The following is a 13,300-nucleotide window of genomic DNA, read 5'->3' as shown; positions in this document are numbered from 1 at the left end:
CACGCCCCGGCGGACGGCAGCGACGCCGCCGCCGGGCGTACCCGCACCCCGGGAGATGCCCAATGAGCCTCCGCCCAGGCCTGCTCCGCCCGCACCGCAAACGTCCACGTTGGATACTGCTCGCCGCTTCCGCCGTGCTCGTCGCGGCCACCTCGCTGATCGGCGCGGCCCAGCCCGGTCACGCCGCCTCCGTCCTGCTGTCGCAGGGCAAGCCCGCCACCGCGTCCACGGCCGAGAACGCCGGCACCGCCGCCGGCGCCGCGGTCGACGGCGACGCCGGAACCCGATGGTCCAGCGCGTTCAGCGATCCCCAGTGGATCCAGGTCGACCTCGGCGCCACCGCCACGATCGACCAGGTGATCCTGCGCTGGGAGGCGGCGTACGCGACCGCGTTCCAGATCCAGGTATCGGCCGACGCGGCGACCTGGACCTCGATCTACTCGACCACCAGCGGCACCGGTGGCACTCAGACCCTCGCGGTCTCCGGCACCGGCCGCTACGTCCGCATGTACGGCACCGTCCGGGCCACCGGTTACGGCTATTCGCTGTGGGAGTTCCAGGTCTACGGCGCCGCCGGCTCCGGCAGCTGCGGCACCACGAACGCGGCGCTCAACAAGCCCGCGACCACGTCGTCCACGGAGAACGCCGGCAGCCCGGCGTCGGCCGCCGTCGACGGCAACACCGGCACCCGCTGGGCGAGCGCGTTCAGTGACCCGCAATGGCTGCAGGTCGATCTCGGTTCGTCGCAGAACATCTGCAAGGTCGGGCTGAGCTGGGAGGCGGCGTACGCGACCGCGTTCCAGGTCCAGGTGTCGGCCGACGCCGCGACGTGGACCTCGATCTACTCGACGGCCACCGGGACCGGCGGCTCCGAGAGCCTCACCGTTTCCGGCACCGGCCGCTACCTCCGGATGTACGGCACCGCCCGGGGCACCGGCTACGGATATTCGCTGTGGGAGTTCACGGTGAACACCACCGGCGGCGGGGATGGCGGCGGGGGCGTCTCCGGCCCGATCATCTCCCAGTACGCCTCGGTGAAGGCCTCCTCGTACGAGGGTGGCAACGCCCCGGCCGCCGCGCTCGACGGGCGTACGACGACCCGGTGGTCCAGCGCGTTCGGCAGCGATCCGCAGTGGATCCAGGTCGACCTCGGCGGCACCGCGTCGATCACCGGCGTCGTGCTCAACTGGGAGTCGGCGTACGCGTCGGCGTACCGGGTCGACGTGTCGGCCGACGGTACGACGTGGTCGACGATCTACTCCACGACCAGCGGGCACGGCGGCATCGAGAACCTCGGCATCACGGGGACCGGCCGCTACATCCGGATGTACGGCACGGCTCGGGCGACCGGCTACGGCTACTCGCTGTGGGAGTTCGAGGTGCACGGCTCGGTCGACACCAGCGCGACGACGCCGCCGATGTTGTCCGGCCCGACCAAGCCGCCCGCGACCACCGGTCAGTTCGCGCTGTCCGCGCCGGCCGACGCGGCGATGATCACCACCACCCGGCGGCCGGCTTTCAGCTGGGCGGCGGTGTCCGGTGCGGTGCGGTACCAGGTCTGGATCAACCTCAGCCGGACCGACTACGACTTCAGCGCCACCGGCAACCTCCTCGACCTGTACACCAAGGTCGCCGAACCGACCGGGACCAGCTACACCCCGAACTGGGACCTGCCCGACCGGTGGACCTACAAGTGGTACGTCACCTCGGTGTCCGGCACCGGCGCGACCACCACGTCGGCCATCCGGACGTTCAGCGTCTACGTTCCCGTGCTCGCCTCCGGCGACGGCGTGAGCATCGTCAACGGCAGCCGGGATCTCAACAAGAACGGCACGATCGAGCCGTACGAGGACTGGCGTCAACCCGTCGCGACCCGGGTCAACGATCTCCTGTCACGGATGACGCTGACGGAGAAGGCGTACCAGATGTTCTACAACGCCCAGACGTTCCCGCAGTCGGGCTGGCACTTCGGGCCGGCGCAGGCCCCGGATCTTGACTCCTACCTGCGGGCCTCGGCCGCGACGCGGCTGGGCATTCCGTTCATCTCGGCCGGGGACACCATCCACGGCTACCAGACCACGTATCCGACGCAGAGCGCGCTGGCCGCGAACCGCGACTACCTGCTCGACTACAAGCTCGGCGACGTGCAGCGTCGCGAGCAGCTCGAAGTCGGCACGCGCGGCGTCCTCGGCCCGCTGGCCGAGGTCGGCACGAAGGTGATCTACCCGCGGATCCAGGAAGGCAACGGGGAGAACGCCGACGTGGCCGCCGCCCAGGTGCGGGCGCTAGTCGCCGGGCTGCAAGGCGGACCGGAGCTGAACCCGAAGTCGGTGCTGGCGACGGTCAAGCACTGGCCCGGCGAAGGTGCGGGCGGCGAGGCGGGCATCACCTACGACGCCGTCACCATCAAGTACCACATGATCCCGTTCCGGGCCGCGATCGAGGCCGGGGCGGTCAACATCATGCCCGGGTACGCCGGAAGCTCCTTCCTGGACCCGGGCGGCCCCGGTGCGGGCAACAGCGCGCCGATCCTCAACTACCTGCGGACGAACCTCGGCTACACCGGGCTGATCACGACGGACTGGCTGCCCGCCGGTGATCCGTGGATCTCCGCCGCCAACGCCGGGTCGGACGTGATGGGCGGGGCTGACCCGGGAGCGACCGGCTTCTCGATGGCCACGTTCACCTCCAGCGTCGCCGCGAGCCGCATCGACGACGCCGTACGCCGAATCCTGGCCCTGAAGTTCAAGCTGGGCCTGTTCGAGAACGCGTACGGGGACCCCGTGAACGGCCCGTACCGGATGCACCAGCCCGCGTATGCGCAGCTGGCCAACCAGGCCGCCCGGGAGTCGATGACCCTGCTGAAGAACACCGGCGCGGTCCTCCCCGTACGCCTGAACGCCGGGGACAACGTCGTCGTCGCCGGCGCACGAGCGGCCGACGGGCTGGCCTGCTGCGTCTGGACCAGCTACTTCCACCAGGAGTACGGCTCGATGACGTTCTTCGACGCCATCAAGGCCAGGGGAGCGGCCGCCGGGATCAACGTCTACAAGGACACGGCGACCGCACCGAAACTGGCGATCGTGGCCGTCGGCGAACCTTCCTACACACATGCCACCGCATGGGCGAAGGAACAGCCGTACATCCCCGCCGACCAGGTGGCGCTGATCCAGAACTTCAAGAACCAGGGGATCCCGGTCGTCGTCCTGCTCGTCCTGCCCCGGCCGTATGTGATCACCGACTGGAACGGCCTGGCCGACGCCATCGTGGTCACCTATCGGGGCGGCGAGGAGATGGGGCCGGCCGCGGCGAGTCTGCTCTTCGGCGACTACACGCCGCGCGGCAAGCTGCCCTGGCAACTGCCGCGCACCCTGGACCAGGTGCTCAAGCCCGGCGGCACCGACGTGCTCGCCGACGCCAACGAACACTGGGACGTGCCCTACGACCTCGGCGCGACCGCCGCCGACGTCGCCTCCATCCGCACCTACATCAACAACGGGCAGACGGTGCCGACGACCTTCGGCAACCCGCTCTACCCCTACGGAGCCGGCCTCCAAGGCTGGTGACGCTCGTCGGGGCCGGGCCACCCGGTCCGGCCCCGCCGGGTCACTCGTCGGGCAGGTCGAGGGCCAGGCGCAGGAAGCGGGCGAGGTCTTCGATCTCGTGCCGGACTTCGGCCGACAGCTTCTTGCCGAACGGGACGTCCTGATGGACCGCGTCCACCCGGAGGACGCCGCGCTTGTGGTCGGCGGTGGCGTCGACCTTGCCGACGAGCCGGTCGCCGTGCAGGATCGGCAGCGCGAAGTAGCCCCAGCGCCGTTTCGCCACCGGCTTGTACATCTCCAGCTGGTACTCGTACTCGAACAGCTCGGTCATCCGCTTGCGGTCGTAGACCAGCCGGTCCAGCGGCGACAGCAGCGCCGTCCGGCCCTCGAAGGGCCGCCCGAGCTGCTCCGGGTCGACCCGCCACTTGCCGCGGACGCCCTCGATCACGGCCGGCTCACCGGCCTCGGCGACATCGTTCGGCTCGATCTGGTGCTCGGTCGACTTGCCGCGCGCGATGCCCAGCGAGCGCAGTCGCTTATGGTCGCGCAGGTGACGCGCCTGGTCGCGGGGGACGGCCCGATCGTCCGGGTAGATCCGCTCGGCCAGGTCCCACAGCCGCTCCCGGCCTTGGCGTCCGGCGGTCGCGACCTCGCCGCGCCGCTCCATGAACTCCAGCAATCTCATGACGTTCTTGTCGTTCGTCCAGCCGCTCGACTGCCACGGCAGCACACAGGTGTCCGGGATCTCGCGCGCGGCCAGCGGTCCGTCGGACCGCAGCCGATCGAGGATGTCCAACCGGCAACCCCGATTCGCGTCGATCCAGTCCCGCACATACTCCTGCCAGTCGCGCAACGGCTCCGGTCCCGGCCAGACCGCCATGTCCGCGCGGTACAGCGCGAGATCCTCGCGCGGCCGGATCATCCCGAACACCTCGACCAGCGTCTGATTGCCCAGGTCCGTCTCCAGGTCTTTCGACTGGTACGCCGTGGCGCCGAGCCTGCTCCACAGCACGAGATCGGCGTTGGGCGCGACGGCGGCGGTGAGATCGACCTGCAGCAGGGTCAGCTGCCGGACCACGTCCACCAGATCGTCGGGCCGGGGCCGGTCGAGCAGCTGGGCGCGTACGGCGATGCGGCGCGCCTCCTGGCGGGACAGCTCGTGGACCATTCGCCCAGCCTAGGCCCCGCGTATGACTAATCGCCGCCGCCGCCGAGGTCGCCGGCCGACGACACGAAGGGCCGGGCGCACGACGCGCCCAGCCCTTCGCCCCCGAGACCGGTCAGCAGCTGTAGGACTTCCAGCCGACCATGTAGTGCGGCGACGGGTAGTTGTACTTCACCTCGACGCAGCGGTTGTTGTTGTGGGCGTACAGGAAGGTCTGCCAGACCGAGCCGAAGTAGGCGTTGATGAACAGGTTGCAGGCGTAGCGGATGATCGAGTTGGGGATCATGCCGCACATCCGGCTGGTGAAGTACCGCAGGCCGTACGCCTGTGCGTAGGTGACGGCGTTGTGCACCTCGCTCTTGCTGTAGCGGACGTAGATGAACCAGCCGAAGCTGACCGACGGGTCGGCCGTCACCGGGTACGCCGCGCCGGCGTGCTCGATGGTCTGCACGAGCTGTCCGGCCGCGTTCACGGTGTAGCTGGTCGGCACGGTCACGTTGGCGGCGTCCCGCGCCCACGCCGGGTTCAGGTAGCCCAGCGCCTCGCCGGTCACCGAGTTGACGATGCCGATGATGCTGCCGGTCTCGCTCTCGGCGACGGTGACGAACTTGATGTCCGGGCTGCCGATCGAGTAGGTGTAGGTCGTCGGCGCGGCGGCGTTGTCGATGACGATCAGCGATCGCACCCGGTTCTCGCTGCGCTCGTTCACCAGCGAACCGGACGCGCCCGTCGTGACCGACGTCGTCGACGACACCGTGGTCACCGTGGACCCGGTCCCGAGCGACGGCGGCACCACCGACACGTTGGTGCCGTTGACGACCGCCACCGGTGCGCCGCCCTGCAACGAGGTCGCGACCGTCGGCGTGCGGTCCGCGTCCACGACGATGTCGACGTCCGGCGTCGCCGGGTCGTTGTAGGTGCTGTCGGCGATGTCGCTGGTCGGGGTGAAGAACTGCGCGTCGTAGTTCGCGGCGACCGCCCCGGCGTCGGCCGCGATGGCCGCCGCCGAATCCGCCACCGCTGGTTGAGGCGTCGCCAGGAGCAACGCCAGTACCCCAGCCCCCGCAAGGACTGTCATCCTTCTGGTTCTCACGTGCCTAACCTCCAAAGAGATCGTCGTGTGCTTCGCAGGTGATCCTCGCCAGCGGCGGTGGTCGATCGGTGGTGCGACGGTGGCAGGGTGGTAGCCAGCGATCGGCGTCTCCGTCTACGCTGCGGCTGTGATCGGCTTTCGGGTGCTGGGCGGCATCACGGCTGAGCGCGACGGGGCGGAAGTCGAGGTCGGCGGGGCCATGGTTCGGCAGCTGCTGGCGGTCCTGCTCGCCGCGGCGAACCGAGTCGTGCCGCGCGACAAGCTCATCGACGCGCTGTGGGAGGGAAGTCCGCCGGCCGCCGCGCGGAAGACCCTGCACGGATATGTCATGCGGCTACGCAAGGCGATCGGTGAACCCGAACGTCTCCAGTGGACCGCGGGCGGCTACCGGCTGACCGTCGGCGCCGGCGAGCTGGACGCCGATCGGTTCTCGAGCCTCATCTCCCGCGGCAAGCAGGCGTGGGCTCAGCGAGAGCTTTCTGCCGCGGCGGCGGACTTCACGGCGGCGCTCCAGCTCTGGCGGGGTGACCCGTTCCCGGACGTGCCGGCGGCGGGGGTCGCCGAAGAGGTCCTCGCGTTGCAGGAACTGCGGCTGACCGCCATCGAAGGCCAGGCCGAGATCGGCCTCGACCTGCACCGCGCCGCCGAGGTCGCCGCGTCACTGGTACCGCTCGCACCGGCTTTCCCGTACCGGGAACGGCTCCAGGAGTTCCTGATGCTCGCCCTGTTCCAGGCGGGCCGCCCGGCCGAGGCGTTGGAGGCCTACCGCCGGCTGCACCGGCAGCTCGCCGACGAACTCGGGGTGGCGCCGGGGGCCCGGCTTCAGCAGCTGCACGAGGAGATGCTGCGCGGATCGCCCGATCTCGTCGCGGCGGCGTCCTCGCCGCCGGTGCGGACGACCGTCCCACGGCGGCTGCCCGCCTCGGTGGCCGGGTTCGTCGGCCGGTCGGCGGAGTTGGCGCGGCTGCGGGAGCTGCTGCCAGACGAGGACGAGTCGGCGATCGTGGTCATCAGCGGCACCGCCGGCATCGGCAAGACCGCGTTGGCCGTGCGCTGGGCGCATCAGGTGGCGGCCCAGTTCCCCGGCGGCGCGCTGTACGTCAATCTGCGCGGCTACGATCCGCGCGAGCCCATGCGGCCGGGCGAGGCACTGGCCCAGCTCCTGCGCGCCTGCGACGTTCAGGAGCTGAGGATCCCCGCCGACGAGGAGGAAGCGGCGGCGTTGTTCCGGGCGGTCATCGGGGCCGAGCCGACGCTGATCCTGCTGGACAACGCGCGATCGGCCGACCAGGTCCGGCCCCTGCTTCCCGGCGGCGGCGGTCACCTGCTCCTGGTCACGAGCCGGGACCTGCTCGGTGGACTGATGGCCCGCGACGGCGCGCGCCGGATCCTGCTCGACACGCTGAGCCGGTCCGAGGCCCTGGATCTCATGCGGTACATCCTCGGCGACCGGGTGGACGTCGAGTCCCACGCGGCTACCGACCTGGTGGCCGCCTGTGGCAACCTGCCGCTCGCCGTACGCGTCGCCGCCGCGAACCTCGCCAAGCGGCCCCGCCAGACGATCGCCGATCAGCTGAGCCGGATGCCGCCCGCCGACCGGCTGGACGCGTTGGCCGTCGACGGGGACTCGCAGAGCACCGTCAGCGCGGTGTTCGAGCTGTCCTACCAGCACCTCACCGACGGGCAACGGGAGGTGTTCCGGATTCTGGGCCTGATTCCGGGGCCCGACACGGGCGCCGAGGCGATCGCCGCGACGGCCGGGCTGTCCGTCGCGGACGCGAGCGTCGTGCTGGGCCAGCTCGCCGACGTGTGCCTTGTGACGGAGCACGCGGCAGGCCGGTACAACACCCACGACCTCATCAAGGAGTACGCCGCCCGCCTCGCCCGGGATCCGCGGCACCACGCCGCCGCGGAGGTCGCGCTGAAGCGGTATTACGACTGGCTGCTCGGCCGTGCGTACGCGCTCGAGGCGGCGCTGGGCGGCGCACCTCGACGGCCGGACGACCGCGATTCCTTCGAGAGCACGGGCGACGCCATCGCCTTCGCCGACGCCGAACGCCAGAATCTCCTCGCCGCCGTCGAGTCCGCCGCCGCGCTGGGGCACGCCGCGTCCGCTTGGCGGCTCACGTACGCCGTCAGCGACTACTACGTCATTCGCATGGCGCCGGTCGACCTGGTGAAGATGGGCGAGGCGAGTCTGTCCGCCGCTGTCGCCGCCGGTGACAAGCAGGGTCAGGCGATGGCGGAGATGGTGCTCGGCCAGGCGCACAACCTCGCCGAGCGGCCGACCGTCGCACTCCCGCATCTCGAACAGGCCCAGGAACTCGCCGAATCGGTGGGGGCTGTCGAAGTGGCCTTGGCCGCGCTCAACGGCAAGACGAACGCCAAGCTCTTTCTCGGCGACCTGCCCGGCTACGTGGATGCCGCCGCGACGGTCGCGGCGCTGGCCGCCCGGCTCGGCCGCCCGGTGACGAGGTACGTGGGCAAGCAAGGGCTGGGCTGCATGCTGCTGGGCCGGCTCACCGAGGCGAGCGCCTTCCTCGAGCAGGCCGCCGACGCCGATCCGGACTACTCCCGTCACGGCCGGGCCATCACGCTGTTGAACCTCGGTGAGGCGTACACCGGCCAGGGCCGGCACGACGACGCCGAGCAGGTCTTCGACGAGGCGATCCAGTGCTTCGAGAGCGTCGGCGGTCACCACTATCTCGGCATCGCCCAGGTCGGCCTGTCGCATGTGCTCCGGGAGACCGGCCGGTACGCCGAGGCGGCCGAGCAGCTTCGCCGGGCCGAGACGGTGCTCGGCGAGACGGTCGAGATCCAGAGCAAGGCACAGCTCCGGTACGCCCAGGCCATGCTGCTCCGGGCGACCGGCCGTCCGCAGGAGTCGCTGGCGCTGGCGATGGGGACGCTGGCCGAAGCGCGTACCGTGCGCATCGCGCATCCGCTGGTTCAGTTGCTGATCGTGGCGGCGCTGGCCTGTCACGATCTGCGAGAGGCCGACCGTGGTCTGCGGTTCGCCGACGAAGCGCACGAGCTGGCCGCCAAACACGAGTACGCCCTGCTCGACGGCATGGCTCTCGCCGCGGTCGCCGTCCTGTCCGCGGCGCGCGGCGACGTGGCTACTGCCGTCGTGGCCGCGCAGCAGGCCGAGGAGACGCACCGGCGATGCGGGCATCCGCAAGGGGTGCGCATCGCACGGAGCATTTTGGACAGAGTGCGGCCACGACCGTCCATGGTGGCCGAATATTGACCCCGGCCGACTGACTACGCCGGGGGACCAGCGCTACACTCTGAGCCCCTGCGGCGATCAGGTGTGACGGGCTGGTGGTGGGAGCCCGTCCTCGGCGTGGACCGCTTCGGCGGTCCACGCCGCCCCACCTGGGGGACGGCGCGTTTGCCCGGCAGCGCAGCGGGGTAGCCCTAGGACAACCGTCCGAGGGGAGACCTCCATGTTTACTCGTAGACAGGACCGCACCGCGGAGTGGTGGAACAGCCTGTCCGACGCGTTGTCCGATGCCCGTGACAGTGCCGCCGATCGGGCGCACGACGTCGGTGGCAAGTTCGACGACGCCACCTCCGAGGCCCAGCGCCGCGCCGTACGCGCGTGGGCGGCGCTGTCGGGCAAGCCGGTCCGGCCGGCCTGGCCCGTGATCGCGGCCGCCGTCGGCGCCGGAGTGGCTCTGGGCTGGCTGGGCGCGCAGGCGTACCGCCGGCCGCAGATCCGCCGGGCGCTGGCCTCGGCCGAGGAGACGGCCCAGGAGCGGATGCAGGACTTCACCATGGCCGCCGGCGAACGCGCCCGGCAGCTCAAGGCGTCCTCCAACAACCTACTGGACAAGGCTCACGGCCGGATGTCGTGACCGTCGCGGGGGCCGGGACGCCGTCCCGGCCCCCGCACCCGCTCAGAGAGTCGCCTCACCGGGCAGGCCGAAGAAGTCGTGCCACTTCACCCCGCCGTTGAACGACGTGCCCGTGGACAGCCCCACCCAGACGTCGTTCGTCGACCCCTTGGTGAAGGTGATGGCGTCGGCCTTGCCGTCGCCGTTGTAGTCGCCCAGGAACGGGAACTCCCCGCCGAGGCAGAAGTAGTCGCTCCACTTGAGACCGGTGCCGACGAACGACGTGCCGTTCGACAGCGCCACGTACGCGTCGGCGTTCGAGTCGCAGGTGAAGCTGACGATGTCGGCCTTGCCGTCGCCGTCGACGTCACCGACCCGGGGCTGTTCGCTGCCCACCGCGAACAGGTCGTGCCACTTGGCCGACGCGCCGAACGAGGTGCCGGTCGACAGGGCGACGTAGACGTCGGCGAGGGTGGCGCCCGGTCCCCGGGTGAAGGTGATGATGTCGTCCTTGCCGTCGCCGTTCACGTCGGCGGCGGCCGGGATCTCGCCGGTCAGGGCGAAGAAGTCGTGCCATTTGGTCGACGCGGTGAACGAAGTGCCGGTCGACAGCGCCACCCACACGTCGCCCTCGGCGTTGTGGGTGAACGAGATGACGTCGTCCTTGCCGTCGCCGTTCACATCGCCGACCGCCGGCACCTCGACGCCCGGCGCGAACCAGTCGTCCCACTTCACCCCGCCGGCGAACGACGAGCCGGTGGACAGCCCGACGTAGACGTCGCCCAGTGAGCCGCCGGTGAAGGTGATCGCGTCGTCCTTGCCGTCGCCGTTGAAGTCACCGGAAAGCAGCGTCTCCCCGGTCAGCCCGAAGTAGTCGTTCCACTTCACCGAGGTCCCCGCGAACGAGGTGCCGGTCGACGTGGCCACGTACGCGTCGTTGAGCGTACCCAGGGTGAAGGTGACGATGTCGTCCTTGCCGTCGCCGGTGAAGTCGGTCGACGCCCCGGCCACCGGCTGCCCGCCGGAGTTGACCAGAGACATGTAGTAGTCCCAGTTCCAGTAGCCGCCCGGGTCGGTGTGGTCGTTGCCCGGCATCTCGTTGTGACCCTTGATCGCGGTCCGGTTCTTCGGCAGGCCCCACTTGTCGGCCAGGTAGCGGGTCAGCGCGGCCGACGAGCGGTACATCGAGTCGGTGAACCAGCCCGGATCGTCGACGTAGCCCTCGTGCTCGATGCCGATCGCGTACGAATTGGCGTCGCGCACGTGGTAGGCGGTGTCCTCCTCCCGCACCATCTGGGTGATGTCGCCGTCGCTCGACCGCACCACATAGTGCGCGCTGACCTGCGCCGACGGGTTCTGGAACCAGCTGATCGTGCCGGCGTAGGAGCCTTGGGTCACGTGGATGACGATCGTGCTGATGGCCGACGACCGGCCGGGCGAGTAGTTGCTGCCGTTCGCGGCCACCCAGTGCGCCGGCGGGTACTGCGGCACCGCTGCGGCGGCCAGCGCCGTCGCCTGCTGCGGCTGCCCGGTGCTCAGCTGTCCCGCCGGGGTGACGTCCGCGTACCGGCCCAGCTCGGGTCGCACGGTTCGGGGCGCTACGCGTACCGGTCCGTCGATGCCTTGGCGGAGCAGGCTGTAGACCTGGTCGGCGGCGACCCGTGCGGTGGCGTCGCTGCTCGCCCCGGCGAAGGCGGCCACCGCGGGATACCAGGCCGCGATCCGGTGCCGGTCAGCGCGGCTCATTCCGATTTTCACCGCGTACGCGTTGAGCACGGCGGCCGCCCCGCGCACGTTGGCAGCCGGGTCGGACTTCAGCCGGGGTACGCCGACGCCGGTGAGCGCGGCAGCCTCGGTCAGCGAGTGGTTCGCCGGATTGTCGGCGAGGTGCATGACGCCGTACCCGTTGTCCTGGCTGGGTTTTCCGTCGTGATCGAGCAGCCGGGTCTCGCTGAAGCCGATCGCGGCGAGCAGGTCCCGGGGCACGTCGTACGCCGCCGCGGCGCGGGCGAAGGTGGTGGCCAGATCCGGCGTCGCCGGTGCGGCGGCGGCCGGGGTGGCCGGTGCGAGGAGCAGCAGTGCTCCCGCTAGGACAGACAGCGGTCTCACGATTTCTCCTAGGGGCTTAGAGAGTGGTTTCGCCGGGCAGGCCGAAGAAGTCGTGCCACTTCACTCCACCGAGGAATCCGGTGCCGGTGGAAAGGCCGACCCAGACGTCATTCGTGGAGCCTTTGGTGAAGGTGAGCGCGTCGGCCTTGCCGTCGCCGTCCACGTCGGCGAGATAGGGGAACTCGCCGCCGAGGCAGAAATAGTCGCTCCACTTGAGACCGGTGCCGACGAAGGACGTGCCGTTCGACAGCGCCACGTACGCGTCCGCATTCGAGTCGCAGGTGAAGCTCACGATGTCGGCTTTGCCGTCGCCGTTGACGTCGCCGACTCTGGGCAGCTCGCCACCGACGGCGAACAGGTCGTGCCACTTGGCCGACGCGGCGAACGAAGAGCCGGTCGACAGGGCCACATAGACGTCGGCGGCGGTATCACCCGGTCCCTGGGTGAAGGTGATGACGTCCGCTTTGCCGTCGCCATTGACATCCGCGACGGCGGGATATTCGCCGGTCGGTGCGAACCAGTCGTGCCATTTGGCGCTCGCGGTGAACGCGGTTCCGGTGGACAGCGCGACATAAACGTCGCCCAGCCCATCGTGGGTGAAGGACACGATGTCGTCCTTGCCGTCGCCGTTCACGTCGCCGGTCGCCACCAATTCGCCGCGTGGGGCGAAGAAGTCATGCCATTTCGTGGCGCCCGCGAAGGAGGTGCCGGTGGACAACGCCACCCACGCGTCGGCGTCCGAGCCGTGCGTGAAGGTGACCGCGTCGTCCTTGCCGTCGCCGTTGAAGTCGCCCGTCAGCGCGGTCTCCCCGCCGAGCGAGAAGTAGTCGTTCCACTTGACCGAGGTGCCGGCGAACGAGCTGCCGGTCGACGTCGCCACGTACGCGTCGGCTAGCGAACCCTGCGTGAACGTGACGATGTCGGCCTTGCCGTCGCCGTCGAAGTCGGTCGGCGTGCCGGCGGTCATCTCGACCGTACGGCGGGCGGTCGCCAGCAGCTGTCCCGCCGTGCCCGCCGCCTGGTCGTAGCGGTCGGGAAAGCCCGACCCCTGCACACATTGGGCGACCTGCCCCGCCGAGTACGCCGGATGGTTCTGGTCGCAGCCGATGGCGCGGGTGAAGAACTGGGTCGAGGCGTAGACCGGGTCCATGATCTGTTCCGGCGTGCCCCAGCCGTAGTCGTACCGCTGCTGGAACACCCCGAGCGAGGTCTTGTCCCCGCAGGGCAGGTTGTTCATGTGGGACTCGACCCAGCCCGCCTCGAACCCGGCGAGCAGGACTTTCTCGGAGACGTTCAGGTTCCGGGCGACCCGGTGCACGACGACGAGCACCGAGAGGTCCGCGGTGGACGGGATCGAGGGGCAGGCGGCCGCGGCCCGGCCTGGGTCGAGGACGGCGACACCGCCGGCCGTGCTGAGGGCGCACAGTATCGCGAGGAGACGTCGCATCGAAGCTCCTGGATGGAAGAAGGGCGCACTCGTCCAAGGCGAGCGCGATGAGCTGGAAGTTCCGCGCGCCGGAGAAATGGGCGCGCTGCGTCAGGCCTTACG

At 70.2% G+C, this 13,300-nt stretch carries 7 protein-coding genes; 3 read left to right on the top strand and 4 right to left on the bottom strand.

The window, feature by feature from the left end; genetic code table 11:
- Window positions 1-62: 62 nt before the first annotated feature.
- Entirely contained in the window at window positions 63-3,566 is a 3,504-nt protein-coding gene (locus AB0M47_RS19250) for a discoidin domain-containing protein (protein ID WP_363415202.1), read from the top strand.
- Window positions 3,567-3,606: 40 nt separating this feature from the next.
- On the opposite strand, the gene AB0M47_RS19245 is transcribed toward AB0M47_RS19250, so the two are convergent.
- Together AB0M47_RS19245 and AB0M47_RS19240 are read right to left on the bottom strand one after the other, a co-directional pair.
- Complete coding sequence (locus tag AB0M47_RS19245; RefSeq protein ID WP_363415199.1) at window positions 3,607-4,713, bottom strand: crosslink repair DNA glycosylase YcaQ family protein; 1,107 nt, start codon at window positions 4,711-4,713, stop codon at window positions 3,607-3,609.
- Window positions 4,714-4,825: 112 nt separating this feature from the next.
- Complete coding sequence (locus AB0M47_RS19240) at window positions 4,826-5,788, bottom strand: hypothetical protein (protein WP_363415196.1); 963 nt, start codon at window positions 5,786-5,788, stop codon at window positions 4,826-4,828.
- A gap of 142 nt (window positions 5,789-5,930) precedes the next feature.
- Between AB0M47_RS19240 and AB0M47_RS19235 the strand changes: the two genes are divergently transcribed.
- Both AB0M47_RS19235 and AB0M47_RS19230 read left to right on the top strand, forming a co-directional pair.
- Window positions 5,931-9,053, top strand: a complete 3,123-nt coding sequence (locus AB0M47_RS19235) for a BTAD domain-containing putative transcriptional regulator (RefSeq protein ID WP_363415193.1) — start codon at window positions 5,931-5,933, stop codon at window positions 9,051-9,053.
- 199 nt (window positions 9,054-9,252) lie between these two features.
- Complete coding sequence (locus tag AB0M47_RS19230; RefSeq protein WP_363415190.1) at window positions 9,253-9,663, top strand: hypothetical protein; 411 nt, start codon at window positions 9,253-9,255, stop codon at window positions 9,661-9,663.
- A 42-nt stretch (window positions 9,664-9,705) separates the two neighbouring features.
- On the opposite strand, the gene AB0M47_RS19225 is transcribed toward AB0M47_RS19230, so the two are convergent.
- Window positions 9,706-11,751 (bottom strand): N-acetylmuramoyl-L-alanine amidase, encoded by a 2,046-nt coding sequence (locus AB0M47_RS19225; RefSeq protein ID WP_363415187.1) that lies wholly within the window; start codon window positions 11,749-11,751, stop codon window positions 9,706-9,708.
- Between the two features lie 16 nt (window positions 11,752-11,767).
- Entirely contained in the window at window positions 11,768-13,198 is a 1,431-nt protein-coding gene (locus tag AB0M47_RS19220) for a VCBS repeat-containing protein (protein ID WP_363415184.1), read from the bottom strand.
- Window positions 13,199-13,300: the final 102 nt, after the last annotated feature.

The organism is Hamadaea sp. NPDC051192, assembly GCF_040682475.1.
In the GTDB taxonomy this organism is placed as follows: domain Bacteria; phylum Actinomycetota; class Actinomycetes; order Mycobacteriales; family Micromonosporaceae; genus Hamadaea; species Hamadaea flava.
Note: the sequence above shows the minus strand (reverse complement) of the source record. Positions and strands in the feature narration are given on the sequence as shown.